This window comes from Vibrio atypicus (genome assembly GCF_009811315.1).
Lineage (GTDB): Bacteria > Pseudomonadota > Gammaproteobacteria > Enterobacterales > Vibrionaceae > Vibrio > Vibrio atypicus.
On the sequence record NZ_BLID01000005.1, the window covers coordinates 1 to 26,649 of the forward strand.

At 43.9% G+C, this 26,649-nt stretch carries 26 protein-coding genes, 1 tRNA gene and 2 pseudogenes; 27 read left to right on the plus strand and 2 right to left on the minus strand.

Annotation, left to right across the window (positions count from 1 at the left end):
• Positions 1-118 precede the first annotated feature (118 nt).
• The 20 genes and pseudogenes from GVO60_RS11765 to GVO60_RS11860 all read left to right on the plus strand — a co-directional run.
• Positions 119-979: pseudogene (locus GVO60_RS11765) on the plus strand (alpha-amylase family protein); the annotation flags it as partial.
• Between the two features lie 57 nt (positions 980-1,036).
• Entirely contained in the window at positions 1,037-1,558 is a 522-nt protein-coding gene (gene ruvC / locus GVO60_RS11770; RefSeq protein WP_159654231.1) for a crossover junction endodeoxyribonuclease RuvC, read from the plus strand.
• Positions 1,559-1,698: 140 nt separating this feature from the next.
• Positions 1,699-2,316, plus strand: a complete 618-nt coding sequence (ruvA, locus tag GVO60_RS11775) for a Holliday junction branch migration protein RuvA (protein ID WP_159654233.1) — start codon at positions 1,699-1,701, stop codon at positions 2,314-2,316.
• Between the two features lie 18 nt (positions 2,317-2,334).
• Complete coding sequence (gene ruvB, locus GVO60_RS11780; protein WP_159654235.1) at positions 2,335-3,339, plus strand: Holliday junction branch migration DNA helicase RuvB; 1,005 nt, start codon at positions 2,335-2,337, stop codon at positions 3,337-3,339.
• Positions 3,340-3,797: 458 nt separating this feature from the next.
• Complete coding sequence (gene cydA, locus GVO60_RS11785) at positions 3,798-5,384, plus strand: cytochrome ubiquinol oxidase subunit I (protein ID WP_159654237.1); 1,587 nt, start codon at positions 3,798-3,800, stop codon at positions 5,382-5,384.
• Between the two features lie 15 nt (positions 5,385-5,399).
• The gene (gene cydB, locus GVO60_RS11790; protein WP_159654239.1) at positions 5,400-6,536 is read left to right on the plus strand and encodes a cytochrome d ubiquinol oxidase subunit II; all 1,137 of its coding nucleotides are present in this window, start codon (positions 5,400-5,402) and stop codon (positions 6,534-6,536) included.
• A 12-nt stretch (positions 6,537-6,548) separates the two neighbouring features.
• The gene (cydX, locus tag GVO60_RS11795) at positions 6,549-6,656 is read left to right on the plus strand and encodes a cytochrome bd-I oxidase subunit CydX (RefSeq protein ID WP_000270284.1); all 108 of its coding nucleotides are present in this window, start codon (positions 6,549-6,551) and stop codon (positions 6,654-6,656) included.
• Positions 6,649-6,951 carry a cyd operon protein YbgE gene (gene ybgE, locus GVO60_RS11800; RefSeq protein ID WP_159654241.1) on the plus strand — a complete coding sequence of 101 codons (303 nt, stop codon included), beginning with the start codon at positions 6,649-6,651 and terminating at the stop codon, positions 6,949-6,951. Before cydX ends, ybgE begins: the two co-directional genes overlap by 8 nt.
• Positions 6,952-7,117: 166 nt before the next feature.
• Entirely contained in the window at positions 7,118-7,537 is a 420-nt protein-coding gene (gene ybgC, locus GVO60_RS11805; RefSeq protein ID WP_159654243.1) for a tol-pal system-associated acyl-CoA thioesterase, read from the plus strand.
• Positions 7,527-8,225: a protein TolQ gene (gene tolQ, locus GVO60_RS11810; RefSeq protein WP_159654245.1), complete on the plus strand. Its 699-nt coding sequence runs from the start codon at positions 7,527-7,529 to the stop codon at positions 8,223-8,225. The genes ybgC and tolQ overlap by 11 nt, the downstream gene beginning before the upstream one ends.
• A 5-nt stretch (positions 8,226-8,230) precedes the next feature.
• Entirely contained in the window at positions 8,231-8,674 is a 444-nt protein-coding gene (locus tag GVO60_RS11815) for an ExbD/TolR family protein (RefSeq protein WP_159654247.1), read from the plus strand.
• A gap of 12 nt (positions 8,675-8,686) precedes the next feature.
• Positions 8,687-9,760, plus strand: a complete 1,074-nt coding sequence (tolA, locus tag GVO60_RS11820; RefSeq protein WP_159654249.1) for a cell envelope integrity protein TolA — start codon at positions 8,687-8,689, stop codon at positions 9,758-9,760.
• Between the two features lie 40 nt (positions 9,761-9,800).
• Positions 9,801-11,129: a Tol-Pal system beta propeller repeat protein TolB gene (gene tolB / locus GVO60_RS11825; RefSeq protein WP_371862456.1), complete on the plus strand. Its 1,329-nt coding sequence runs from the start codon at positions 9,801-9,803 to the stop codon at positions 11,127-11,129.
• 34 nt (positions 11,130-11,163) lie between these two features.
• Positions 11,164-11,691 carry a peptidoglycan-associated lipoprotein Pal gene (pal, locus tag GVO60_RS11830; RefSeq protein ID WP_159654253.1) on the plus strand — a complete coding sequence of 176 codons (528 nt, stop codon included), beginning with the start codon at positions 11,164-11,166 and terminating at the stop codon, positions 11,689-11,691.
• A gap of 15 nt (positions 11,692-11,706) precedes the next feature.
• Positions 11,707-12,483, plus strand: a complete 777-nt coding sequence (gene ybgF, locus GVO60_RS11835; RefSeq protein ID WP_159654255.1) for a tol-pal system protein YbgF — start codon at positions 11,707-11,709, stop codon at positions 12,481-12,483.
• A 136-nt stretch (positions 12,484-12,619) separates the two neighbouring features.
• Positions 12,620-13,681, plus strand: a complete 1,062-nt coding sequence (gene nadA / locus GVO60_RS11840) for a quinolinate synthase NadA (RefSeq protein ID WP_159654257.1) — start codon at positions 12,620-12,622, stop codon at positions 13,679-13,681.
• 105 nt (positions 13,682-13,786) lie between these two features.
• Positions 13,787-14,830, plus strand: coding sequence for a potassium channel family protein (locus GVO60_RS11845; RefSeq protein WP_159654259.1), 1,044 nt, complete (start codon positions 13,787-13,789; stop codon positions 14,828-14,830).
• A complete protein-coding gene (locus GVO60_RS11850; protein WP_159654261.1) occupies positions 14,830-15,246 on the plus strand; it encodes a DUF350 domain-containing protein in 417 nt (138 codons plus the stop codon). Before GVO60_RS11845 ends, GVO60_RS11850 begins: the two co-directional genes overlap by 1 nt.
• Positions 15,247-15,254: 8 nt before the next feature.
• Positions 15,255-15,812, plus strand: a complete 558-nt coding sequence (locus tag GVO60_RS11855; RefSeq protein ID WP_159654263.1) for a DUF1190 domain-containing protein — start codon at positions 15,255-15,257, stop codon at positions 15,810-15,812.
• Between the two features lie 2 nt (positions 15,813-15,814).
• Positions 15,815-16,978, plus strand: coding sequence for a glutathionylspermidine synthase family protein (locus GVO60_RS11860; protein ID WP_159654265.1), 1,164 nt, complete (start codon positions 15,815-15,817; stop codon positions 16,976-16,978).
• A 50-nt stretch (positions 16,979-17,028) separates the two neighbouring features.
• Here the strand turns inward: GVO60_RS11860 and GVO60_RS11865 are convergent, their stop codons facing one another.
• Positions 17,029-17,598, minus strand: a complete 570-nt coding sequence (locus GVO60_RS11865; protein WP_159654267.1) for a UPF0149 family protein — start codon at positions 17,596-17,598, stop codon at positions 17,029-17,031.
• Between the two features lie 126 nt (positions 17,599-17,724).
• Here GVO60_RS11865 and GVO60_RS11870 point away from each other — a divergent pair, with 126 nt between their 5' ends.
• From GVO60_RS11870 to GVO60_RS11890, 5 genes and pseudogenes are all read left to right on the plus strand, one after another.
• Complete coding sequence (locus GVO60_RS11870; protein WP_159654269.1) at positions 17,725-20,157, plus strand: hybrid sensor histidine kinase/response regulator; 2,433 nt, start codon at positions 17,725-17,727, stop codon at positions 20,155-20,157.
• Between the two features lie 223 nt (positions 20,158-20,380).
• The gene (locus tag GVO60_RS11875) at positions 20,381-20,830 is read left to right on the plus strand and encodes an L-alanine exporter AlaE (RefSeq protein WP_159654271.1); all 450 of its coding nucleotides are present in this window, start codon (positions 20,381-20,383) and stop codon (positions 20,828-20,830) included.
• Positions 20,831-20,975: 145 nt separating this feature from the next.
• Positions 20,976-21,063: transfer RNA gene (locus GVO60_RS11880), tRNA-Ser, on the plus strand.
• A gap of 270 nt (positions 21,064-21,333) precedes the next feature.
• Positions 21,334-21,447, plus strand: a pseudogene (locus GVO60_RS11885) (helix-turn-helix domain-containing protein); the annotation flags it as partial.
• Between the two features lie 147 nt (positions 21,448-21,594).
• Entirely contained in the window at positions 21,595-22,941 is a 1,347-nt protein-coding gene (locus GVO60_RS11890; RefSeq protein WP_159654273.1) for a hypothetical protein, read from the plus strand.
• A 515-nt stretch (positions 22,942-23,456) separates the two neighbouring features.
• Here GVO60_RS11890 and GVO60_RS11895 read toward each other — a convergent pair.
• A complete protein-coding gene (locus GVO60_RS11895) occupies positions 23,457-24,428 on the minus strand; it encodes a nuclease-related domain-containing protein (RefSeq protein ID WP_159654275.1) in 972 nt (323 codons plus the stop codon).
• A 218-nt stretch (positions 24,429-24,646) separates the two neighbouring features.
• On the opposite strand from GVO60_RS11895, the gene GVO60_RS11900 reads away from it, so the two are divergent.
• Positions 24,647-25,264: a class I SAM-dependent methyltransferase gene (locus GVO60_RS11900; RefSeq protein ID WP_159654277.1), complete on the plus strand. Its 618-nt coding sequence runs from the start codon at positions 24,647-24,649 to the stop codon at positions 25,262-25,264.
• Between the two features lie 3 nt (positions 25,265-25,267).
• A complete protein-coding gene (locus GVO60_RS11905) occupies positions 25,268-26,395 on the plus strand; it encodes an HNH endonuclease (RefSeq protein WP_159654279.1) in 1,128 nt (375 codons plus the stop codon).
• Positions 26,396-26,649: the final 254 nt, after the last annotated feature.

The following is a 26,649-nucleotide window of genomic DNA, read 5'->3' on the forward strand; positions in this document are numbered from 1 at the left end:
CTGTAACCAAATAGCTGGAAAGCTAAACTCGCGCCCAAGGAAAAGACTTGGGTTCTTTACACCTCAGGAGTATATTCATGCGCATCTGTAAAAAGTGTCGCACTTCAAACTTGATACTAAGCATGAAGACGGACGCTTACTTAAAGCGGAAGATGTCACGTATGCTGGTTGGCGCTGTACACCTTGGTATGTTCTAGACACGTCTAATCCTGAAGTTCAAGAGCACTTAACTCGCGTTATTAAAGTAATGCGTGACGAGTGGGGTGTTGAACTATTCAAACTGGACGCCAATTACTGGGGTACATTAAAGGGCCGACGTAGCCAAACAGGTATAACCGGTGTAGAGGCTTATCGCCTTGGTATGGAAGCGATCGCCAAAGGGGCGGGTGATGGGCTTATTTTAGGCTGTAATGCGCCTATGTGGCCTTCAGTAGGTTTGGTCGATGCAATGCGAGTGTCTGATGATGTGGAACGAAACGAAACTCGATTTGAACAGATCGCTAAAGAGACATTTTATCGCAGTTGGCAGCATCGTAAATTGTGGCAAATTGACCCTGATTGCGCGACGTTTGTTTCCCTGCCGAATCAAGCCACTGAAAGACAAAATTACGAGTTTCATCGTAATGTGCTACTTGCTAGCGGTGGTCTATTGTTATCGGGTGACCCGTTACCAGAGCTTACGCCATTTGCAAAACAAACCTTATCCAAGCTGGTGCTGAGACATAAGCACTGCCAAGATGCGGCTCGTTTTACAGCACTTAATTTACACCACGCGTTTTTGCCGTTAACTGCGCATAACGATTTACACTGTTTGTTTAATTATCAGCAGCCAGCGCGAGGTATTACCCTAACCGCTGAGCAGCCTGTCTATTGGTATGATTACTGGACCGGAGAAAAACTCGCAGAAGAAGCGACGCCTGTCATTGAGGTTAGTTTGGAGTCGGGTTTGTCTAGTCGAGCAATAATTACCTCGATATAGTCGGCTGTGTGCTTTACCATATCAGATTGAAGAAAATCATATCGATATCAGGTATCAATGTCAGTAATACTAGGTATAGACCCCGGCTCACGAATCACGGGTTATGGGGTCATACGACAGAACGGGCGTCACCTCCAATATCTTGGTAGTGGATGCATACGCACCTCAGAGAAAGAGCTTCCGGGACGCCTAAAGCAGATTTATGCTGGTGTTTCGGAGATCATCACCCAGTTCCAGCCTGACGTATTTGCGATAGAGCAGGTGTTCATGGCGCGCAATGCGGATTCGGCGCTGAAACTCGGTCAAGCGCGCGGTAGTGCCATTGTTGCGGCAGTGAATGCCGATCTTGAAGTTTTCGAATACGCCGCTCGATTAATTAAACAAGCGGTAACAGGTACGGGCGGCGCAGATAAAGAGCAAGTCCAGCACATGGTGCAGCAAATGCTTAAGTTACCCGGAAAACCGCAAGCGGATGCCGCAGACGCCCTAGGTGTGGCTATCTGTCATGCCAACACCAATAAAACTCTTATCGCGATGGCAGGGAAAGCGACCAGCGCACGTCGAGGACGTTATCGCTAGATACGTATCGTTGTCGTGGATTTCTTGTAAATTGGCTCTATCTTGTCGTCTCAAAAATCTAAGATCAAACAATAAAGAACTGGATGTCTATCCAGTTCTTTATTATCCTGTCGAAAATTCATTTCCAAAGAGTAAACACCGTGATTGGACGTCTGCGCGGCATTCTAATTGAAAAACAACCCCCTGAATTGTTAATTGAAGTCAATGGTATCGGCTATGAAGTTCAAATGCCGATGAGCTGTTTTTATGAACTGCCAAACGTAGGTGAAGAAGCAATCATCTATACTCATTTTGTCGTGCGTGAAGATGCTCAGTTACTGTATGGCTTCAATACGGTTAAAGAGCGTGCTTTGTTCCGTGAAGTAATTAAGGCAAATGGTGTTGGGCCGAAATTGGGCTTAGGTATTTTGTCTGGTATGACGGCAAGCCAGTTTGTTTCTTGCGTGGAACGCGAAGATGTTTCAACACTGGTTAAGCTGCCGGGCGTTGGTAAGAAAACAGCAGAACGCTTAGTGGTCGAAATGAAAGATCGACTAAAAGGCTGGGGCGCAGGGGATCTGTTTACCCCGTTTACTGATGCAGCGCCGGTTGATTCTGCGCCACAAGCTTCACAAAGCAGTGCGGAAGAAGAAGCAGTGAGTGCACTGCTTGCTTTAGGTTATAAGCCGACTCAAGCTTCTAAAGTTGTTTCTCAGGTTCTAAAACCGGGTATGAGTAGCGAAGAGCTGATTCGCGAATCCCTTAAGTCTATGGTTTAACGGTTAAGGTCAAAAATAATGATTGAAGCGGATCGCCTGATCGCCCCAGAAAGCCCAATCTATCGTGAAGAAGATGTGATAGATCGCGCCATTCGACCTAAAAAGCTTGAAGACTACAAAGGCCAAGATCATGTTCGTGGCCAAATGGAGATCTTCATTAAAGCGGCTCAATTGCGTGAAGAAGCGCTCGACCACCTTTTGATTTTTGGTCCTCCAGGCTTGGGTAAAACCACATTGGCAAACATTGTTGCTAACGAGATGGGGGTAAATATTCGTACCACTTCTGGCCCTGTGCTTGAAAAAGCAGGTGATCTTGCGGCGTTGTTGACCAATCTTGAAGAAAACGATGTCTTATTTATCGATGAGATCCACCGCTTAAGCCCTATGGTTGAAGAGGTACTCTATCCAGCAATGGAAGATTACCAACTCGATATTATGATAGGCGAGGGGCCTGCGGCTCGCTCCATCAAAATCGATCTTCCTCCTTTTACCTTGATTGGGGCAACAACCCGAGCGGGTTCATTAACTTCACCACTACGCGACCGATTTGGTATTACTCAGCGTTTGGAGTATTACAATATTCCCGACCTGCAAAACATCGTTCAACGTAGTGCCGATTGTTTAGGTCTCTCTATGGAGGCTGACGGTGCATTAGAAGTGGCTCGACGAGCTCGTGGAACGCCTCGTATCGCAAACCGACTATTACGCCGAGTTCGTGATTACGCGGAAGTAAAAGGTAACGGCCATATTTGCGCAGAGATTGCCGATAAAGCTCTGAACATGCTGGACGTAGATGCTCAAGGTTTTGACTATATGGATCGTAAGTTGCTGCTTGCGATCATGGAAAAATTCGGTGGTGGACCTGTGGGCCTAGATAATATGGCAGCAGCCATTGGTGAAGAAAAAGACACCATAGAAGATGTACTTGAACCTTACCTTATTCAACAAGGTTATTTGCAAAGAACGCCAAGAGGGCGAATTGCAACGGATCGAGCCTATCTTCATTTCGGAATTGAAAAATAAGTTTTCAGGTCAGCCACTCTTGGCTGACTTTTTATTTCGAGTGATCCAGATCACGTTTGAAAAATTCCTTCTACCACTAATTAGGTAATAACTTTACTGCAGATGTTAAGTTATTGTTCTGCATAAATACTTGTATCCCTCCATCGATTACCTGTACTTAACAAATGACCTCTCAAATGCTTGATTTGGATCAAGTTGTCGCTTTTTTAATCAAAAATGCAAAACAAAAGTTGATACAAATCAAAGCGGAACTCTCCTATAAACCTTTTGAAACAATCTGTTTTTAGCAGTAATATTAGCGCCAGCTATATTAGCTCATGCTTAACAATTAACTAACCGTTACGGTACATTCCTGCAACAATACGCCGTTCTTCGGTAACAATATTTAAGTCTTCACAACGCTTACTTATGCAGGGACCAATGTAAAGAGTGTCTTCAGCCGACACATAGGAGCAAACATGATTGACGTAGTTGATCTATCGCGGTTGCAATTTGCACTAACAGCGATGTATCACTTCCTCTTCGTACCACTGACTCTAGGTATGGCTTTCCTTCTAGCCATCATGGAATCTCTGTACGTAATGACGGACAAGCAAATCTATAAGGACATGACAAAGTTCTGGGGTAAGCTTTTCGGTATTAACTTCGCACTTGGTGTGGCAACTGGCCTTACCATGGAATTCCAGTTTGGTACTAACTGGTCTTATTACTCCCATTACGTAGGTGATATATTCGGTGCGCCGCTCGCGATCGAAGCCCTCGTAGCCTTTTTCTTAGAATCCACTTTTGTTGGTCTATTCTTCTTTGGTTGGGATCGCTTATCTAAACGTCAACACCTTGCTGTAACTTGGCTTGTTGCTCTTGGCTCTAACTTCTCTGCACTTTGGATCTTGGTAGCTAACGGCTGGATGCAAAACCCAGTTGGTGCTGAATTTAACTTCGAAACCATGCGTATGGAAATGGTGAGCTTCGCTGAGGTTGTATTAAACCCAGTAGCTCAAGTTAAGTTCGTACACACGGTTGCATCAGGTTACACCACAGGTGCAATGTTCATTCTTGGTATCAGCTCTTACTACCTACTAAAAGGTCGTGATATCGCGTTTGCACGTCGTTCATTTGCTATTGCTGCGTCTTTCGGTATGGCAGCTATCCTTTCTGTAATCGTACTAGGTGATGAATCTGGTTACGAGCTAGGTGAAGTTCAGAAAGTGAAGCTAGCGGCTGTAGAAGCTGAATGGCATACAGAACCGGCACCTGCAGCATTCACAGTATTTGGTCTTCCAAATCAAGAAGAAATGCACACAGATTTCGCAATTAAGATTCCATACGTAATGGGTATCATCGCGACACGTTCATTTGACGAGCAAGTAACGGGTCTTCGTGACCTTCGTGATGAGCACGTAGATCGTATCCGTACGGGTATGTATGCGTACGAATTACTTGAGAAGCTTCGTGCGGGGGATCGCTCTGAAGAAAACCAAGCTGCATTTGACGAAGTGAAAGGTGATCTAGGTTACGGTTTACTTCTTAAGCGTTACACAGAGAACGTTGTTGATGCGACAGAAGATCAAATCCAAGCTGCTGCGGATGACTCAATCCCAACAGTATGGCCTCTATTCTTCTCATTCCGTATCATGGTTGTGTGTGGCTTCATCATGCTATTCGTCTTTGGTGCTGCGTTTGTTCAAACATGTCGCCAGAAGATCGAACAGAAACCTTGGATCCTAAAAGCAGCGCTATTCAGTATTCCACTACCATGGATCGCTATCGAAGCGGGTTGGTTTGTTGCTGAATACGGTCGTCAACCTTGGGCTGTTGGTGAAATTCTACCAACGCACGTAGCGGCTTCTGCATTGACAGTAGGTGAGCTATGGACATCACTATTTGCAATTATCGCACTTTACACAGTGTTCCTAATTGCAGAAGTGTACCTAATGCTTAAGTTTGCACGTAAAGGTCCAAGCAGCCTGAAAACAGGTCGCTACCACTTTGAACAAAATGGTCAGTCTGTAGAAGACAAAGTTGGCCGTTCAGTCGAAGTTTAAGTGAGGGAATATTAAATGTTTGATTACGAAATCTTACGACTCATCTGGTGGATTCTAATTGGCGTATTGCTAGTTGGTTTCGCAGTAACGGATGGCTTTGATATGGGTGTTGCGTCGCTATCACCTGTGATCGGCAAAACTGATACTGAACGTCGTATTATGCTAAACACGATTGCCCCTCACTGGGACGGCAACCAAGTTTGGCTAATCACAGCTGGTGGTGCACTATTTGCTGCATGGCCGCTTGTTTACGCTACGTCGTTTTCCGGCTTCTACCTAGCAATGTACGTCACTCTAGCCGCGCTTTGGTTACGTCCACTTGCTCTTGATTACCGCTCTAAGATTGAAGACCCTAAATGGCGTCAAGCTTGGGACTACGCACTTTGCTTTAGTGGCACTGTTCCACCAATCATCTTTGGTGTGGCATTTGGTAACTTACTACAAGGTGTACCGTTCGAGCTAAACTCACTGCTTATGTCTGAGTACAAAGGTTCGTTCTTTGCGCTGCTTAACCCATTTGCACTTCTATGTGGTGTATTGAGCCTGATGCTATTTGTACTTCAAGGCGCAACTTGGCTACAAATGAAGACCACTGAAGCGCTGCATACTCGTGCTCGTAACGTGGCGCAAATCGCGGGTCTAGTTGCAGTTGCATTGTTTGTTATTGGTGGTTTCTGGGTTCAGTCTATTGATGGCTACGTAATTACAAGTACGCTTGATACAATGGCAGATTCAAACCCACTAAACAAAGAAGTGGCAGTACAAGCGGGTGCTTGGATGGCAAACTTCGAAACTTACCCAGCAATGTGGGCTGCGCCAATCCTTGGTGTGTTTATGCCGCTGTTGGCTGTGATTGCGTCTCGCTTTGAGCGTGGTGGTTTTGCATTCTTGTTTTCAAGCTTGTCTAACGCAGGTGTTATCTTGACTGCTGGCTTTGCAATGTTCCCATTCGTAATGCCTTCAAGCCTAGTACCTAGTCACAGCTTAACTATGTGGGACTCAACGGCGAGTGAATTGACGCTTGGCCTAATGACTGCTGTAGCTGCAGTTATGGTTCCTGTGATTCTTGCTTACACGACTTGGACATACTACAAAATGTTTGGTCGTCTTGATAAGAAACACATCGAAGACAACGACGTTTCAGCTTACTAAGGAGCAATTACTATGTGGTATTTCGCATGGATTCTAGGTGTACTACTTGCTTGTGCATTCGGTATCATCAACGCTCTTTGGTTAGAGCACTCAGAAATGATGGACAAAGACAGTGAGTAATCTCGCTGCGCAGGTAGCTAAGCTGCATGCACCATTGGATAAGACCCTGCTTAGGGTCTTATCACTTGTTTTAGGTTTTTATCACGTTGCTATGGTGATGTGGGATCCTGAAGCTTACTCCGCCTCTATCGGTGGGTTTAATGCTTTAATTTCACCACTTTTGATTTGGGCTATTTGCTCAAGCATGGTATTTGGATTGAGCTTTAAACCACGCAATTGGTATTGGCAGGTCCTATTCAGCCCGTATTTTTCACTTTCGATTTTGAGTTACTTAACCCTGATTCGACTGCTCTAATTTGGGCTGATTAAAAATCATTCGTATATTTATTAAAATAGCGCCAACAAATGATAGTTGGCGCTATTTTTTTGTTTCAATCTTTGAAAACCTCAATTAACCCTTGCATAAACAGCGCCGAGTTGCGTTATAGTAAAGCTCTTCAATCAGTTAATAGGCTATAGATGTGCAACAAGCCCAAGCAATTTTTGACTGGCCAGTAACGGTTTATTATGAAGATACCGACGCTGGTGGAGTGGTATACCACTCAAACTATCTCAAGTTTTTCGAACGAGCTCGTACGGAGCTACTTCGCACAATTGGCGTATCACAACACTCTCTTTTGGAACAAAAGATTGGTTTTGTAGTCCGACACATGGACATCGATTTTCTGCAAGGTGCACGCCTAGACGACCAATTGCTGGTCAAGACTCATATTGCAGAACTGAAAAAAGCATCTTTAACCTTCTGTCAGGAGATCGTAAATCCTGACGGCAAAACATTGTGTAAGGCAATGGTTAAGGTAGCATGTATCGATAATGAGAAAATGAGGCCGCAAGCGATCCCTCAATCAATAGTTATGGAGTTAACTCATAGTGACCGCTGAAATTTCAATGCTTGACCTGTTTTTACAAGCAAGTCTGTTAGTAAAAATGGTGATGTTGACCTTGTTAGGTATGTCGATTGCTTCATGGGCAATGATCATTAAACGCAGCAAGGTTTTGTCGAAAGCGGCAAAAGATGCCGAAACATTTGAAGACAAGTTCTGGTCGGGCACCGATCTTTCTATCCTTTATCAAAACGCTAAGAAGCGTAAAGATGAACTGGCGGGAACGGAAGAGATCTTTTATTCAGGCTTTACTGAGTTTGCTCGTCTACGCAAATCAAACGCAGATTCACCAGACTTTATTATGGAAGGTACTGGTCGCTCTATGCGTGTTGCCGTTGCCCGTGAAGTCGATGAATTGGAAACTAATCTGCCTTTCCTAGCAACCGTTGGTTCGATCAGCCCTTATATTGGCCTTTTTGGTACGGTATGGGGGATCATGCACGCCTTTATCGCACTGGGTGAAGTGAAACAAGCAACGTTAGCTATGGTTGCTCCGGGTATTGCTGAGGCTCTTGTTGCGACTGCTATGGGTCTATTCGCTGCAATTCCAGCGGTAATGGCTTATAACCGTTTGAGCAATAAAGTTGGCAAACTAGAGCATAACTACGCGACGTTTTCCGAAGAATTCCACAGCATTTTGCACCGTCAAGCAATGGCTGGCCGTGATAGCGCGCACAAGGAATAACTGAGATGGCGGGCTATCAACGCAAAAAGAGAAAGATGACAGCGGAGATTAACGTCGTGCCTTATATCGACGTTATGTTAGTTCTGTTGATCATCTTTATGGTGACATCGCCGTTTGTAACGCAAGGGGTGGATGTTGAGTTGCCAAAAACAGCCACGGCAAAGCCAGCCTCTGAGTTAGCCGGCGAAAGTGATGCAAGCTTTATCATCGTTGAAATTGATCGTGACGGAAATTTAGGCCTGAGTGTGAACGATGAAGAGATGATGCACGGTCTTTCCTTACAGGACATCATCGTGCGCGTTAAAGCTGAGTTATCTCTAAAACCTGATTCACCAGTTGCGGTGGGCGGGGATGCAGCTACGCCTTATGCAGAAGTGGTACTGGTATTAGACGAATTGGGTCGAGCAGGGATTCCTAAAGTTGGATTGCTGACGGACATCAAGGAATAAGTCCCTGAGTTTATGAAACAGAATAGTAAGCCTAAGAAAAAAAGTGATTACACTAAGCCGATAGCAATATCGGCTTCACTGCATGCGATCTTGTTCATTGCGCTTATCTGGGGAGCGGACTTCACGATGTCGAAACCCGAGCCAACAGGGCAATTGGTTCAAGCCGTGGTGATCGATCCTGCACTTGTTAAACAACAAGCTCAGCAGATCCGTAGCCAACGTCAAGAAGCCGCAAAGAAAGAGCAAGATAGATTAGACAAGTTGCGTCGTGAGAGTGAACAGCTTGAGAAAAACCGTAAAGCCGAAGAAGAACGCATCCGCAAGCTAAAAGAACAGCAAGCGAAAGAAGCGAAAGCGACTCGTGAAGCAGAGCGTATGCGCATTGAAAAAGAGAAAGAACGCAAAGCCGAAGAAGAACGAGTACGCAAAGAGAAACAACGTGCTGAAAAGCTTGAAGCTGAGCGGAAAAAGAAAGAAGCCGAGGTTAAGAAGGCGGAAGAACAACGATTAGCGAAAGAGGCTGCGGTTGCCAAAGCTGAAAAAGAGCGTTTAGAACGTGAAAAAGCAGCGAAAGAAGCGCAAGAAAAAGCTAAACGTGAACGTGAAGCCGCTGAAAAAGCCGAGAAAGAGCGTATTGCTAAAGAGAAGGCTGCAAAAGAAGCGGCAGAAAAAGCCCGTAAAGAGAAAGAGCGCTTAGAGCAACTTGAACGCGAGCGCAAAGAGCAAGAAGCAGCTCTAAACGATATCTTTGCTGGCCTAGAAACAGAATCTGAGCAAAACAGTGATGCGCGCGGCCAGTTTGCGACGAGTGAAGCCAACCGCTACGGCGCTATTTACACCCAGCTTATCCAACAAAACTTATTGTTGGAGGACAGCTTTAGGGGAAAGTCGTGTAAGGTTAATTTGCGTTTGATCCCAACAGGATCGGGCGCCATTGTGGGTGATCTTAGCGTTCTAGATGGTGATAGCCGTCTATGTGCAGCAACAAAGCGTGCAGTAGCGCAGGTGGGGACGTTTCCTTTGCCAAAAGACCAAGATGTGGTCAGCAAGTTGAAGAATATCAATTTAACCGTAGTACCTGAGTAATAAGGAAAAGCTTGTGTTAAAGCGACTAATTTTAGGATGTATGCTCACTGTGTTGGGCGCGTTTCAGGTAGCCAATGCGGCACTTGAACTTGTCATTACCGATGGTATCGATTCGGCACGACCAATCGCCATTGTTCCATTCAAATGGGAAGGAGCAACTAAGCTACCGCAAGATGTGTCAGCTGTGATTGCCTCGGATTTACAACGTAGTGGTAAATTCAGCCCAGTTGCGACTAGCAAAATGCCTCAAACACCTTACAGTGAAGCTGAAGTGGATTTTGATGCATGGACAGGTCTTGGTGTTGATGCGTTATTAACCGGTAGCATTACGCAAAATGCAGAAGGCAATTATGTTATCAATTACCAACTGGTTGATGTAGTACGCGGTCAGTTGACGCAAGGTCAAGGAAAGGCGCTAAGTGCTGATGGCCAACTTGTACTATCTAAGTACCATGTATTGTTCAACAAACGCGCAACCGTACCTAGCGAGCGACTACGTGAATACGCGCACCGTATCTCTGATCTTGTGTACCAAGAGCTTACTGGTGAACGCGGTGCTTTCTTAACGCGTATTGCTTATGTTGTTGTTAACGACAAAGACAAAAAATACCCATATCAACTACGTGTTGCTGACTACGATGGTTACAACGAGCGTCTAGTGCTTCGTTCTAAACAGCCGCTAATGTCTCCAGCATGGTCGCCTGATGGACAAAAGCTGGCGTATGTGAGCTTCCAAAATGGTCAGGCAGAAATTTTCATCATGAATATCTATACCGGTGAGCGTGAGAAAGTAACCTCATACCCTCGTCATAATGGCGCACCAAGATTCTCGCCAGATGGCAATACGCTAGCCCTAGTTCTATCTAAAACCGGTAGCTTGCAAGTTTACACGTTGGACTTAAAAACTCGTAAGCTAACGCAAATAACTCGTGGTCGCTCAAATAACACTGAACCGTATTGGCATCCAGATGGTAAATCCCTTATCTTTACTTCGGATCGCGGCGGTCGTCCTCAGATCTATCAGGTTGATTTAGCAAATGGTTCTCCTAGCCGATTAACATGGCAGGGTAGCCAAAACCTAGGTGGTCAAATTACACCAGACGGCCGTTTCTTAGTAATGGTTAACCGTAGTAACTCTGGTTTTAATCTGGCGAAACAAGATTTGGAAACTGGCGCAGTACAGATTCTAACGAAGACTCTACTTGATGAGTCTCCAAGCATTGCACCAAATGGTGGAATGGTTATTTACAGCTCTATCTACAATAAAACCAACGTTCTTTCGATGGTTTCAATAGATGGTCGCTTTAAAGCTCGATTACCGGCAACAAATGGACGAGTTCGTGCGCCTGCATGGTCACCGTTTTTGTAGCAAGTAAGTATCAATAAGTAAGGAAAAAACAACAATGCAACTAAACAAAGTTCTTAAAGGGCTACTGATTGCGCTACCAGTACTGGCTGTTACAGCTTGTAGTTCAAGCGATGACGCAGCAAACGCTTCTGGTTCTACAGAAACTAACCAATCTCAAACGACTGACGGTACAGTAGTATCTCCAATCGATGAGAACAGCCTACTGACAGAGCAAGAGCTAAAAGAACAAGCTCTACGCGAAACTCAGACTATCTACTTCGCGTTTGACAACGCAACTATCGCAGGCGACTACGAAGAAATGCTAGCAGCACACGCAGCATTCCTAAGCAAAAACCCTGCTCTACAAGTTACTGTAGAAGGTCACGCAGATGAGCGCGGTACTCCTGAGTACAACATCGCACTAGGTGAGCGTCGTGCAACTGCAGTTGCTAAGTACCTTCAAGCACTAGGTGTTCAAGCGGACCAAATCTCGATTGTTAGCTACGGCGAAGAGAAGCCTCTTCTTCTAGGTCAATCTGAAGATGTATACGCTAAGAACCGTCGTGCTGTTCTAGTATACTAATTAAGGAATATCCTTATGTTCAGTAACCTAAAGCGCGTTGTTACGCTTACGTTACTGGCAAGTGCAGCGGGCCCTGTGTTCGCTGCACCAGCTCCAGTATCCGATTTAAGTGGCAGTAATTCAGCAACGACATCATCTGTTCGTTCAAATGAAACGGACGTGCAGCGCCTTGAGCGTTTGCTTGAAAACCGCAACCGCGTTCAATTGCAGATGCAGCAGCAACTGGATGAGATGGCTCTTGAGATCAGTGAGCTACGTGGTCAATTGGAAAAGAACAACTATGACATGCAGCAAATGTTGCAGCGTCAAAGAGAGTTGTTTATTGAATTAGACAAAGTGCGTGGTCAAGTGAGTGCTGCTCCGGTAGCGGCTGTTAAAGCTGACGACGCGACTAAGAAGTCGACAGGTGGCACATTCAGCTCGAATGCGGATGAGCAAACCGCTTATCAAGACGCTGTCGATCTTATCTTGAAAAAACGTGACTATACGGGCGCAATTGCTGCGTTCCAACAGTTCCAAAAAGATTACCCAGACTCTTCTTTTACCTCTAACTCTCACTATTGGTTAGGTCAGCTCTATTTTGCTAAAAAGCAAGATAAAGAAGCGGTAAAGAGCTTTGCAGCCGTGATCTCTTATAAAGATTCAAACAAGCGGGCAGATGCCTTGGTGAAATTAGGTGATATTGCTAGCCGCAATAATAATGCAGAGCAAGCGAACAAGTATTATCAACAAGTATTAAGCGAATATCCTGACAGTGCGTCAGCAAAACTCGCGAAAGAGCGTATTAAATAAATTAAGAGGAGTGCCAACGCACTCCTTTTTGTTGGCTGATTAACAAGCTTCTAAGTAATTCCCCTATACACTGGCATCTTGATTCCGCTTGAGGTTACAATACTCGGATTACCGGAAGTTGCGTAGAGCAAGAGCAATGAGCCACATTTTAGACAAAATTGACACTGTATACCCATTCCCACCAAAACCGATCCCTCTTACAGACGACGAAAAACAAGCGTATATCGCCAATATTAAAAAGCTTCTGAAAGAGAAAGATGCGGTTTTAATCGCACACTACTATACCGATCCAGAGATCCAAGCTCTCGCTGAAGAAACGGGCGGTTTCGTTGGTGATTCGCTTGAAATGGCTAAGTTTGGTAACCGTCATCCAGCGAGCACGCTGATCATTGGCGGTGTTCGTTTTATGGGGGAGTCTGCCAAGATTCTTACTCCAGAAAAACGTATTTTAATGCCAACATTGGAAGCTGAATGTTCTTTGGACTTAGGCTGTCCTGCGGATAAGTTCTCTGAGTTCTGTGATGCTCACCCTGACCATACGGTTGTTGTGTATGCCAACACATCTGCTGCGGTAAAAGCGCGCGCAGATTGGGTGGTAACATCAAGTATTGCTCTAGAAATCGTTGAGCACCTAGATGCGGAAGATAAACCAATCATCTGGGGCCCAGATCGCCACTTAGGCTCTTACATTTCAAACAAGACTGGCGCAGATATGCTGCTATGGCAAGGCGAGTGTATCGTTCACGACGAATTCTCTGCTGATGCGCTACGCAAGATGAAAGGGCTCTATCCTGAAGCGGCCATTCTTGTTCACCCAGAATCACCAGCAAGTGTTGTTGAACTGGCGGATGCCGTTGGTTCAACTAGCCAGCTTATTAAGGCGGCGAAAGAGCTACCACAGAAGAAGATGATCGTTGCAACGGACAAAGGTATCTTCTTTAAGATGCAACAATTAGTACCAGAAAAGGAACTGATTGAAGCGCCAACAGCAGGCGCAGGTGCAACTTGTCGTAGCTGTGCGCATTGTCCTTGGATGGCAATGAACGGTCTTAAAGCGATTGAAAGTGCCTTGCGAGATGGCGGTGAAGAGCATGAGATTTTCGTAGACGAAGAGCTTCGCGTTAAGTCGCTCGTTCCTCTTAATCGCATGCTTGATTTCGCTGAGCAGTTAAATCTGCAAGTGAAGGGTAACGCCTAATCTAGAGTGACCCACATCACATATATAAAGCCAGCTCAATGAGCTGGTTTTTTTATGTCTGCTTTTTCCTTTATATTCACAAGCTTGATGAATAGGGGTGTGAATATGGCCGTTTGGTTGTTTATGAAGAAGTGGTTCAGGTCGCATGTGTTTCGGTTAAGTAACCGTAACTTACTGATCTTGAGTCTACTCTATGTCGTCATTTCTTGGCTGCTTTTGAAAGCCTCCGGAGAACAATCGCTCACGAATGAATTCTCTACATTCATTTACTACTTAATGGTCACAGCATCAACGGTTGGCTATGGCGATTATTCACCGTCTTCGGATGCAGGCAAGTGGGTCGTGGTGCTGTTTGTGATTCCTGGAGGCTTGAGCTTGTTTGCTGCCTTGTTGGGGCGAATCGCAAGTGGGGCGATAGAGTATTGGCGTGCTGGAATTTTGGGTAAACGGAGAGTTCGTGTGGAAAATCATATTTTGTTGTTAGGTTGGAACGGTCAGCGCACGACGCATTTGATTCGTATGCTGCAACATGAAGAAGAAGGCAAAAGACCGATCGTTCTTTGTAGCCGATCAGACATCGAAAACCCGCTGCCGGGTGAAATCAATTTTGTCAAAGTGACTAGCTACACTGACAGCCAACAAATGAAGTTGGCGAAGGTATCGCAAGCGAGCTGTATTATTGTCGATAATCTAGAAGATGACATTACTCTGTCTGCATCACTTTACTGCGCCAACATCAACCCAGACGCTCATTTACTGGCATATTTTAAAGATGATGCGCTTGGGCATTTACTCAGTCAGCATTGCCCGAAAGCGGAGTGTATTCCTGCGGTTGGAGCGGAAATGCTAGCGAAAGCGGCAGTCGATCCTGGCTCTAGTGCTTTACACCAAGAATTACTCGCTTCAACCCGAGGCATGACGCAGTACTCAACTTGTTACCCTGCAAACGAAAGTGAAACCTCGGTGGAATCCATTTTCACTTTTATTAAGAAAAAATACCAAGCGACATTAATTGCAATGGATATTGGCAATGGCATTGAGCTCAATCCTGATTTGGAACGAAAAGTGCCTGCCGGCAGCAAGCTATTTTATATTGCAGATGAACGAATTGACTCGTTTGACTGGACGTCAATGAACAAGGAAAAATAATGGAAATGTTATCTGGCCTACTCGCAGGCTTCCCAAACTTCGCGCTTTATTTTGGCTTATCCATCTTATTTGTGCTGGCGTTTAAGTTTATCTATGTTCGCTTAACGCCTTATGACGAGTGGCAATTAATTAAAGACAAACAAAACACCACAGCAGCCATTGCATTAAGTGGTGCATTTTTAGGTTACTGTTTGGCTATCGCGGGGGCGGCGAAAAACTCCGTTAACCTGCTGGACTTTGCGGTTTGGGGGCTGGTGGCTATGGTCGCTCAAATGATGGCGTTTGCTATTGTTCGTTTTGTTCTTGTTCCTAAAATTGCAGAGCGTGTCGAAAACGACGAGTTACCTGCGGGGATTGTTTTAGCAACGGTGTCTATTTCTATCGGCGTACTTAACGCTGCGTGTATGTCGTACTAGGGGGCAGGATGAAACGCAGTTCTAATGTCCAACGCCCTTCAATGGAAAAGGCGCTTGGTAAAGCCTTTCCGTTTGTTATGTTTGGCGGCTTTATGATCTTCTCTCAGTACGAGTCGAAGACAGAGGGCGCGATCTATTATGATGCTAACGAGTGCCAAGATAACAACCCGGAAGAAGCACAGCAGTGTGAATTGGCTTACCAAGATGCGATGGATGAAGCCGAGCGAAGCGCACCAAGATACAAAACAGAACGTGAGTGCGAATATGACTTTCGTGAAGATGATTGCTACTACAGCTCACGTTACTTTTCTTATATTCCTCGAATGAGCGGTTTTTTCTATTCTACCGATTTAGATGATTTCGACGGTTATAAGAAGCGTTATTACTCACAGCCAATGTATCGATTTAAGAAAGGCTATTACTCTGGTACTGGTAGCTTTTACGGCTCTCACCGAGTTCAAACGGTGAAAATGTCGAGCGGTAGCTTACGCAAAGGTGGCACCATTGGAAAGGCTATGTCTCGTGGTGGTTTTGGTAAAGCGGTCTCGTCTAGTCGTGGCGGGTAACAATGCTAAGGCGTGATATCAAAGAGAGAGCGAATTGGAAAGCGCTGGCACAAAGGTATGGGTTTGGTTTTCATTCAATGTACGATCAACCCTACTGGGACGAATCGGCTTTCTACCAATTTAACCTCCAGCAAATAGAACAAGATCTCGAAGCTCCGACGGAAGAACTGCACCAGATGTGTTTGTCGATTGTCGATAAAGTGGTGCATGACGAGCAGTTACTGACTCGCTTTGCTATTCCTAGCTCTATGTGGGGAGAGGTGCGCTCATCATGGATGCGTAAAGAGCCTTCACTCTACTCTCGACTCGATTTCGCTTACAACGGCACTGGGCCGGCGAAGCTCTATGAAAACAACGCTGACACGCCCACCTCGTTATTTGAGACTGCCTTTTGGCAATGGCTCTGGTTAGAAGACATTGTTAATCAAGGGAATATGCCTCGCTCGGCCGATCAGTTTAATATCTTACAAGACTTTCTCATTGAGCGTTTTAGAGAAATCGCCACGCTTCAACCTGGGCAAATGTTGCATTTCTCTTGCTGCAAATATACCGAAGAAGACAAAGGCACCGTTCAGTATCTTGAAGATTGCGCCAAAGAAGCAGGATTACAAACGGCCTTTGTTTATGTCGAAGATATTGGTGTAGATGCCAATGGCCAATTTGTGGATAGTAATAACCGCCTCATTCGTTGGATGTTTAAGCTCTACCCTTGGGAGTTTATGTTTGAGGATCAATACTCTGCGCATTTAGCGTCAGCCAAAGTGAACTGGCTTGAACCTATGTGGAAGTCGGTGCTATCTAATAAAGCTTTACTGCCATTATTGTGGAAAGAGTTTGAAGGCCACCCCAATCTTTTACCTGCTTACTTTGGCAAAGATCGTAAAGCGAATGCTTTGACGGATTACGTTATTAAGCCATTGTTTTCACGAGAAGGGGCGAATATTGAAATTGTCCGAGGAGGGCAGTCTGTGATCAAAACAGCAGGGCCTTATACTTCTGATGATGTGATCATTCAACAATATTGTCCTTTGCCTAAGTTTGGTGAGAACCACACCTTAGTCGGTAGCTGGCTGGTGAATGATCGAGCGGCAGGCATTTCGATTCGTGAAGACGCCTCGCTCGTCACGCAAGATATGGCGAGATATATCCCACATGTCATCATCTAAAAAAGGGGCGAAATTCGCCCCTTTTTGCATATTTTATAGCAAGCTAAACTTTATTTTGTTTCAACCAATGCCGCGCCGCGCATCGTTAAACCACAAAGCATCATAGGTACAGAGTTAAAGATTTCAGTAAACTGATCTAAACCTTCCATACCTTGCTCGCTCAATGTCGCGATAGAGGTTTCAGGATCATACAACATGCTAAGTGACAGCAGTACGCCACCAAGTAGTGCGCTATCTTCGCTGTCTTCTGGCATGATGGTTTCCCAATCATCACGCGCAAGCTGCCAACCTTGAAGGAAGCCTTCACAAAAATCACGGCTCGCTTCATTGACGATCTCTTCTTCATCTAGCGCGCAAGACTCAGGCCATTGCCACTCGTTATCTAACAAGGCTGGACGGTACTCATTCCAAAGAGCAACGATCAGCTCGACATACGTTTCAAACTGTTCGCCACAAGAAAAAGGTGCAGCATCTTCACCGCCCCATAAGAAGGGCAGCCACTCTTCAGGTGGTAAAACGTTCGGTGCAGTTGCCATAGCGGTTACAAAACCACGCGTTTTTGCTTCGTTGATCAGCTTGTCTTGTAGCTCAGGTAGAGCAAGAAGGTCTGTAAGGCTCAATGTAAATACCATAAATGTGATTGAGTTGTGATTGCGCAATGTTAACAGGCGATGTGGGCGATAAAAAGGTTGAAGGTACCAAATATTCACTATAATTTTTGGTAAACAACAAAAATTCAATTGGTTATGGATATACGCTCCTCGCTCAAACGAAAAAGTATTTACGCGCTCGCATTTTACCTTGCGGTGGTGATTGCTCTTATTGGTACGGTCAGCTATCAAGTGGTAGAACCGCCGACTCGTGATCAATTGAAAAAGAATCTTGATTTGCGTACCGAGCTCATAGCAGTTCAAATTCAAGAGCCGATAAACAGTTCACTCGGTATTTTACAAAGTGTGGCCAGTATTGGCAGCAACCACGAAACCCAAGAACATCAGGCAGAACTTCTTCATAGCCTATTTTCCTTAGTGAAAGGCGTCACCATTAGTGGTGGGCTTTGGCCGATTCCCTATTCCATATATGACGATATGGCTTATTCAAGCTTATTCTTCAATCGCTCAGAAGATGGTGTAGTCGACCGAGTGTATTCTTGGGATAACCCTCAATCTGGTGGCTACGATAACGAATCTTGGTATACCTCTGTTGTAAATACTCCGATTGGTACCGTGTCTTGGTCTCAGGTGTATATTGACCCTTTTACGCAGGTTCAAATGATCACTGCCTCAACGCCTTATTATATTGATGGCGTGTTTTCTGGGGTTGCGACGGTAGACATCTCACTCGAAAGCTTAGTGAACTTTGTACGCCGCCACGCTGAAGAATATGACTTGGGAGTGATATTACGAGATTCCTATGGAGAGATGATTACTGAACATAACTTTCAAATCGTAGAAGGGATATACATCAGCCAATTTAGCTTTGGCGACTTTAATTGGAGTGTGGATGTCGTCAATGCAAAGCGCATCGTAGCAGAACAAGTTTATGATGTGGTTTCTAAAGTAGAGACGGGCATCATCCCGATCATGTTGTTGTGCGTAATGCTTGGTTACTTTCTGATTAACCGTTTCTTGATCTCGCCAGTTATCGCTATTGCAAAAAACGTCGATGATTCGAAAGAGGGCGGTATCATCGATATTCGTTACAATAGCCGGGATGAAATTAGACACCTCATTGATACCTTTAATCAAAAAACCGTTTACATAGAAGCCGAAAAGGTCAAAGCGCAGGCATCGACTAAAGCGAAGAGTGCGTTTTTGGCGACCCTTTCTCACGAGATCAGAACGCCAATGAATGGTGTGCTAGGTACCGCTCAGATCTTATTGAAAACCCAGATGGATAAAGAGCAGCGTAAACACCTTCGTACCTTGTATGACTCTGGCGATCACATGATGACGCTACTCAATGAGATTCTCGACTTTTCTAAGATAGAGCAGGGACATCTGGAGTTAGAGTGCAATCCATTTCCACTTGAATCAATTTTGGGCAGTATCAACAGTGTTTATCACACGCTGTGCTCAGAAAAGGGTTTGCAATTTAAAATAGTTTCCGACGTGCCGATAGACAGGTGGTTTCGCTCCGATAAGGCGCGCTTGCGTCAGATTTTATTTAACTTACTCAATAATGCCGTCAAGTTTACTTCTCATGGATATGTAGAAGTACACTTCAGTGAAATTACGGTGAATGGCTATAACTATCTGCAAATAAAAGTACGAGACACCGGAATTGGAATTGCCAAAGAGGCTCAAGCCAAGATCTTTAACCCATTCGAACAAGCTGAATCCTCTACGACTCGACGTTTTGGCGGGACAGGTCTAGGCCTTGCTATCGTGAAGCAACTGTGTGAGTTAATGGATGGAGATATTCAGTTAACTAGCGAAACGGGCATTGGTTCTTGTTTTGAAGTTAAATTACAAATGGAAGTCTGTGATGCCATCTCTATTGAAGCGAAAGAGCATAAAAAATTAGATTACAAAGGCCTAAAAGTGCTGATCGTCGAAGACAATCGAACGAATGCGATCATCATGACAACCTTTATGACCAACAAAGGCTTTATTTGCGAATGTGTAGAGAATGGCGAGCTGGCCGTGCATGCAGTTGTTACAGGGCAATATGATTTGATTTTGATGGATAACCATATGCCAGTCATGGATGGGGTAGAAGCAACAACGACGATTCGAGCGCTGAATGATAGTAAGTCCCAATTGCTGATATTTGGTTGTACTGCGGATGTGTTTAAAGATACCCGTGAACGCATGCACAAAGCAGGGGTGGATTACATTATCTCGAAGCCCATCGATGAAAATGATCTTGATGACGCCCTATTTACTTACGTTGAGAAGCTGTACCAATATCAGCCGAAGCTACTTAAAACACAATCTAGCTCGGTAGAAGAAAGTGTGGAAGAGTTGTTAGTGGCATGCTTTATGGCGATTGAAAACTGTGAATATAGAGCAGCATTAGGTTCATTCCAGAGAATTTGTGGGCAGATTGATGTCGAAGCGAACCCTTTATTAACCTCATGCATTGAGCGTATCGACGCTAATCTAAATAATAATGAGGCTCCGAATCAGGGAGACATAGATTTATTTGCCGTTCAAGTAACTGAGTTCTGTAGTTAAATTACATGATTTGACTGTTTTTTGACCTTGTGGCGGAAAAGTAGTGATTTAGACCAAGTTTACTTACAAATTTGGTTGTTTATTTACCGCTTGTTTTTAAATTTGAAATCTAAAACTAGATAATTGGTGTTTTAATAGCGATATAAACTACTAGTGTGATTTTTAGTTAGTTTTTCGTGTTGTATATTTGATGTTTTGCTAGTTATTTGTTTTGGAGTAAGTAATGAAGTCTCGCGGGCCTTTTTGTATTCGCAATGCCGCAGCGGATACGTTCGCCATGGTGGTGTTCTGTTTTATCTCAGGAATGATCATTGAGATTTTTATTTCAGGCATGACCTTTGAACAATCTTTGGCTTCGCGAACTCTGTCTATTCCAGTAAATATCGCGATTGCATTCCCTTACGGCCTATTCCGAGATTTTGTGCTACGCCAAGGCGCGAGAATCTCTGACACTGGCGTAATGAAGAACCTGTCTGATTTGGTGGCGTATGTTTTGTTTCAATCACCAGTTTATGCCGCGATTCTGTTTACTGTCGGTGCTTCTACCGATCAAATCATCACAGCGGTAACCTCTAACGCTGTCGTTTCTTGCGGTATGGGCGTACTTTACGGTTACTTCTTAGATATGTGTCGTAAGTGGTTTCGCGTACCTGGCTACTATCAAGAGGCCTAATTTGCTTGATTCACAATCGAATTAGCCAGTTAATAACCAAACAAACGCAATAGGGCGCTTTTTTTAGGGATTGGACTTGACCTAACCTAATAGAATCATTAAATTAGCGCCTCGTTGGTTAACGAAACCAACCACAATTTGATTCGGTGAGTTGTCCGAGTGGCTGAAGGAGCACGCCTGGAAAGTGTGTATACGGCAACGTATCGAGAGTTCGAATCTCTCACTCACCGCCACATTCTAAAAGGTCTGATTTATCAGGCCTTTTTTTCATATCTGAAGGTTCTACAAGATAGCAGTAGCCCACACTGGAGCTAACACATGCTATTAAACCATCGTTTACCCTCACGTAAAGCATTGTACCTTTTCACCAGTCGAACGGGTGTTTATACCTTTCGGTGGAGCATTAGGAATAATGGCAAGCACCACCAGCTAACACTTAGTCTAAAAACAAGAGATTCCCTCACTGCTGTTAGGTTGGCTTCTGATTTGGCTATTCGACTCTCGATAAGACTTTACATTCACGCATACAGGAACTTGCAGATCAGGGAGTGAATAAGCACGCGATCAGTAAAGAGCTTGGGTGTAGTCGGACGACGGTGTATAAGGTGTTGGGGTAAGGAAAAGTCCTTGCGCTTTCTCTTCTTAGACGATTACTTAAAGTTGTTAATATTAATTTGTCGCATAAATGATAAATATATCTTTAATTATTTCCATTTATTACCTAGGTGCTTAATTGTGATTTTGATTCAAAAAATAATTTCTGTTTGAAAGGTAAACTTCACACATCATTTGAACAAGAGATTAAACTAGTTTTGAAAAATCCGATTTTATTGACTTTTTTGCTTGCTGCTACTCCAGTCGTAACGGCTGGGGTTAGAATCCCTCCGCCTGAACCTATTTATATGGAAAAATCAATAACAGCAGATGGTAGTGATATAGAATGGGCTAACATTGAGCCCGATTTTAATATTAATTATAACGATATTGGTGTTGAACTTAGCATTCAAGAGTTTGTTAACAAGTTCTACTATAACTATGTACCTTCCCAAATCATCGACCAAAAGGTGACAGGCTATTTGTTTAAGATTGACGGCACAGAGACCTTCAAACTGGGTGAAAAGCTGTCGCTTGTTGTTAAGTTTAAAGATCTAGCTAGTGGTGAGTTGCTAACTAGGACAAGCTGTAGTACTAAACAGTATAGTAACGGAAGAAGAGTTAAAAAGTGTACGACTGTTGATTTAAAGAATCAGCTTGATTTATACAGAGATAAAAAAACAGGAAAGCTACGTTATAAATATGATTCTGACGGATTCCATGTAGAGTATGGCTCTAAGCTCATTAATGGTACGGAATTTTTTGAAATATATACCAGTGATGGGAATTTTTTCACTCATGAAAACCTAAAACTAGGGACTTATAAACCAGTTGTTATCGTGACTGCTCAAAACGAATTGAGTGACAAGGCTGGTGTAGGGCGAATGCAGAGGTCGTTTAATAACAGCCCTTGGTCTTCATACTCTAGTCGACATATTTATGATATACAGCCCGGAGCTGAAGCCTATCTTAGAGATATACCTGATGTGAGACCAGTTGTTCAGGTTGGGGTAAGTGCTCAGCTCCATCGTACTGATTTTAATCTTGCTGTATCTTCTGATTTCAGAAACTTAACACTTTCTTATGATGCCGGAGCGACTCTCATTAACACTGACCGCGAAATTGAAATATTTGTCAACGCTTTTGCTACTGATGACTTAAATAAAGTTACAACAGGTAGAACAACAACGGTTGCTGGTGATATTGGACTTCCGGGACCTCTGATCAACAAAATAAACGTTGGGGCGCAAGTTATTTACGATGATGAGGATCTAGCGTTTGGCGCAGGCCTTTCATTTGGAGTGGGTCTTCCTGATTCTGACGTATCGGTTAACTACGGGAATATCTTGTTTACGACAGAAGAAGAATTATCTCCTGCCAAAGTTGTAGCTGCTGTACTTAAAAGACAAAAGAAAGAATCAGGCAGTGACAAGAAAGAACGTATTCATAGAGAGAACCGACGAGAAGGTAGAACTTCAAGAGTAAGAGGTGAAGGGGGAAGATCAATTGAGAATTAGAACATATGTGCTCTATTGAAATAGTTTCAAATAGTGATTGGCTGAGGTTGTTGTCGGCTATTGTTGGTTTGGGTGTTTTCTTTAAGGTATTTATATTAAAGAGGCTGTCGAACCATCCATATGAAGGAAAAAAAACGGAGTATTTTGCCCGTGGACTAGGCTTTATTGGGACTGTTTTTATGACGTGGGCGTTAATTGTTCATGTGATAGCTATCTACGAAAAAGCCTGTTTGAGTTAAGTAAAAAAATGTGGCCTTGCTGATCACTCCAGCTTAGTCTGGCCACTTCCTACCTTTTCCCACCAAACAGCATGCAATGGGCTAAACACGTGAAACTTCGTTACACAGCCCATCACATAAAGGTCGAAAAAGATAGGGCGGCACAACTTATCGTCAGCTCTGACTTGTATACTCTCGGTACGTTTTCTTTTGGCTGTACCGACCAATCCATAAAAGACGCAAGTTGTTTAAAGCCCCAGCAGAAATGCTAGGGCTCTTTCGTTCATATCTTTTAGGTTACAGCTGAGCAGAGTTCGTATGCTTAAAAGTGGTTTGCGAGCCACAGTTACAGCTTACGGTGTAAAGTTGTTTTCGCTTAGAAACTCGAGTTTTTTTGCTACCACAACTCAGACATGCTTGAACCATCGAAGTATTTGTTTCGCATTCGGAACAGGTTACATAGTAGCCAAATTTTCCATACTTTGGCTCCGTGTTGCTGTTTTCGCATTTTTTACATTGAAACCATGATGAGCGGTTAGTTAGATCTGTACATTTAGCGCCTTCATTTTTAGTTGCTTTTGAATCGCTAGCGTTAGCCTTTAAGTGTTCGGTAGATTGTTTTTGGGGTGGTAAATTTGGTGTGTGAGCGGCCAGTAGAAAGTACTTAATATTAGTGAGTTCGGATGAGCTGAAAGAAGGGTTAGGTCTTAAAATATTGCTGTTGCGAGAAATAATTTCTTTTACACGACTGCCAATTGCTTCCGCTTTAACGACTTTCGGTGAAAGTTTAGAAGGTATATGTGAGCGGTCAATGATTGCGTCGTTTGAAGCAGCACATAATATGTCCCAGCAGCGCCCACCAAAGTATCCTTGAAGTGCAACTACAAGTACTTTTGCAAGCATAGAATCCGCATTATCATTTAGTAGTTTTTTAAGAAGTCTAGCTTGTATCTCAGCTTGAGTAATTGGGGACGGCATTCCAGCCCAACGCCCACGAACCGTTCTTTGCCATTCCAATTGGTCATTGATTTTCACCGTACCTTTTATTGATTTTGACTCTATGAGAATGAATCCTTTTTTATAGACAACCAAATGGTCGATTTGGGCGAATTCGTGATTGAGTTCGATTCTTAGATCATTGAAAACAAGAACATCCTCCTGCTCTGAAAATTGACGTTTTAAATAAAAAGCTACATCACTTTCAACCTGGTCACCGAGCTGTTTTTTATAGTCGGTCGATACCGAAACGTCTTTGTCCTTAATTATCATTATTCCTAGCCTATGATTTTCTTTTTATGCTATCACGCTCGTATCATTCTTTGGTCAAGCAAACGAGCATAAATATGTTTAGTTTGTGATGCATCGTAAAAACAATGGTCAGCTAAATACGAGATTAACTCACAATAAGTCATTCTTTTCTCGTACTTTATCGCCATATGCAATCAAGATGGTTATTATGCCTTTAGGGAAACTTTTGGGTATTTGCCATGGATGTAAACCTCTCTTTTTACGACGAAAATGCTGTTCAATTGGCTGAGCAGTATGACTCTGTTGATTTTGAATCTGTACATAGTAGTTGGCGATCATATTGGCCCCTATCTGGTAGCCGAGTGCTGGATATCGGGGCAGGGTCAGGGAGAGACGCCCAGTGGTTTGATTCACAAGGCTGTAAGGTAGTCGCTATTGAGCCTTCGGCAGGTTTCCGCCAGTTAGGCCAAGAGCGTACCTCAGCTGCAGTTCATTGGGTTGATGCGCAGCTTCCAGACCTTAGTTCTATAGACTCTTTGCCTTATAGATTCGATCTTATTCTTGTTTCAGCTGTTTGGATGCATATTCCGGTACCTAAGCGCTATCAGTCACTTCTCTCGATGGTAGAACGGTTAGCTGAAAAGGGAAGAGTAGTCATTACCCTACGTCATGGTGCGTTCGGTGATGGGCGTACAAGCTATGGTGTTTCTCTTGCTGAATTAGAACAGATAGCTCAACGATTAGAGTTAGTGATTTGCCATGTTGAAGATACCGAGGATGGCCTATCTCGGACAGGATTGACTTGGCAAACTGTGGTATTAGAAAAAGCATCATCAATGCAGAGAAAGAGGAAATAAGCAGTGTCTCTTGAGTTCTATGTTGAAAAGTTTCAGAACCTGAATATGAACAGTGCTGGCGGTAAGAAAAGCCCGCATAAGGTGTGTATGCTGCTGACTGTAATGGACTTGATTCAAGCTGGTCATCTAGTAAAGAACAGAATTGAGTTCAACCAAGCGGTGAAAGATCGCTTTAGCCATTACTTTGATAGTTTTGCCCAAGGCAAGGATCGTAATACTCCAGAGAATCCGTTTTACCATCTTAAAAGTGAAGGCTTTTGGCACCTGAGTTATCACGCTGGTTATGATGAGACAAACACCAAAAGGTATTCAACCAAAGCGATAAAGTTTGCCTATTTAGACCAAGAGCTGTTTGATTATATGAATAGCTCTATTGTTTCAAATGAGTTGAAAGATGCACTTGTGGCGAATTTTGCCGATCTTCCATCTTTGTTTCGCCAATGGCTGCTCGATATTGGTAAGTCAGAGAAAACTGCGAAGAACTACGTAGGGGCGATTCGAGGTTCTATCTCTAATTGGCTCGCAGATGTAGGTGAACTCGAACAACCACTCACAGAGGTTAAATCTTATAAGCAGTTTATTCGTTATGAAGAGCGAGTAAGGCAGTTGGATGAGTTTAAGATTCGGGACTCGCGCGGTAAAGGGATGTATAGCGCGGCGCTCAATCACTACCATCAGTTTCTAGCCGATCTGTCACAGGTTGATGTTAATGCCGATGTTCGTGGTGTTTTGAACGATAACAAGCTGACAGAAACTGAAAAAACGATCTTGGTTAACACTCGAATGGGGCAGGGCCAGTTTCGCTCGAAGCTGGTGGATATGTGGGGTGGTTGCGCGGTAACAGGCTATCGAAATACGCAACTTCTGGTTGCTTCGCATATTAAGCCTTGGCGCAATTCAAACAACGAAGAAAGGCTTGATAAGTTTAACGGATTGCTACTTGTTGCGAACTTAGATAAGGCGTTCGATCTCGGGTTTATATCCTTTGATGATGGCGGCAAAGTGATGATTTCAAAGTACCTAGAAGCACCCGATGTTCTAGGCCTTAGGGAAGGGATGTCGTTTAATATAAGACGAGAGAATAAGCCCTATCTTGGCTACCATCGTGGAGTGTTGTTTAAAGGTTTCTAACTTTGTTCTGCACTCAATAAAGAAAGAGCCAGACATCGCCGCCTTCGCTTGAGGCTTCAAGAGCGACTCAACCGTCAAACCATTGGTTCTTTCACTTTAGGTTAATTGAGAAAGGTAAACTGAATATCAGATGGTCAGCAGTTTTTGATTTGACCTCTAATACTGAAGTTTAAACTTAGTATTGATCTGATTTATGATCGGGTACATCGAAGGGGGGACAAATGTCCTCCTTTTTGTTTGCTGCGACACCATAA

Excerpts from the sequence above, each read along its gene's own strand:
- GVO60_RS11845 (WP_159654259.1), top strand. The coding sequence starts at position 13,787 with ATGGCCGTTTGGTTGTTTATGAAGAAGTGGTTCAGGTCGCATGTGTTT.
- nadA (WP_159654257.1), top strand. The coding sequence starts at position 12,620 with ATGAGCCACATTTTAGACAAAATTGACACTGTATACCCATTCCCACCA.
- tolA (WP_159654249.1), top strand. The coding sequence starts at position 8,687 with ATGAAACAGAATAGTAAGCCTAAGAAAAAAAGTGATTACACTAAGCCG.
- GVO60_RS11850 (WP_159654261.1), top strand. The coding sequence starts at position 14,830 with ATGGAAATGTTATCTGGCCTACTCGCAGGCTTCCCAAACTTCGCGCTT.
- GVO60_RS11860 (WP_159654265.1), top strand. The coding sequence starts at position 15,815 with ATGCTAAGGCGTGATATCAAAGAGAGAGCGAATTGGAAAGCGCTGGCA.
- cydB (WP_159654239.1), top strand. The coding sequence starts at position 5,400 with ATGTTTGATTACGAAATCTTACGACTCATCTGGTGGATTCTAATTGGC.
- GVO60_RS11875 (WP_159654271.1), top strand. The coding sequence starts at position 20,381 with ATGAAGTCTCGCGGGCCTTTTTGTATTCGCAATGCCGCAGCGGATACG.
- GVO60_RS11900 (WP_159654277.1), top strand. The coding sequence starts at position 24,647 with ATGGATGTAAACCTCTCTTTTTACGACGAAAATGCTGTTCAATTGGCT.
- GVO60_RS11895 (WP_159654275.1), bottom strand. The coding sequence starts at position 24,428 with ATGATAATTAAGGACAAAGACGTTTCGGTATCGACCGACTATAAAAAA.
- GVO60_RS11815 (WP_159654247.1), top strand. The coding sequence starts at position 8,231 with ATGGCGGGCTATCAACGCAAAAAGAGAAAGATGACAGCGGAGATTAAC.
- ruvC (WP_159654231.1), top strand. The coding sequence starts at position 1,037 with ATGTCAGTAATACTAGGTATAGACCCCGGCTCACGAATCACGGGTTAT.
- ruvB (WP_159654235.1), top strand. The coding sequence starts at position 2,335 with ATGATTGAAGCGGATCGCCTGATCGCCCCAGAAAGCCCAATCTATCGT.
- pal (WP_159654253.1), top strand. The coding sequence starts at position 11,164 with ATGCAACTAAACAAAGTTCTTAAAGGGCTACTGATTGCGCTACCAGTA.
- cydA (WP_159654237.1), top strand. The coding sequence starts at position 3,798 with ATGATTGACGTAGTTGATCTATCGCGGTTGCAATTTGCACTAACAGCG.
- tolB (WP_371862456.1), top strand. The coding sequence starts at position 9,801 with ATGCTCACTGTGTTGGGCGCGTTTCAGGTAGCCAATGCGGCACTTGAA.
- ybgF (WP_159654255.1), top strand. The coding sequence starts at position 11,707 with ATGTTCAGTAACCTAAAGCGCGTTGTTACGCTTACGTTACTGGCAAGT.
- GVO60_RS11855 (WP_159654263.1), top strand. The coding sequence starts at position 15,255 with ATGAAACGCAGTTCTAATGTCCAACGCCCTTCAATGGAAAAGGCGCTT.
- GVO60_RS11870 (WP_159654269.1), top strand. The coding sequence starts at position 17,725 with ATGGATATACGCTCCTCGCTCAAACGAAAAAGTATTTACGCGCTCGCA.
- cydX (WP_000270284.1), top strand. The coding sequence starts at position 6,549 with ATGTGGTATTTCGCATGGATTCTAGGTGTACTACTTGCTTGTGCATTC.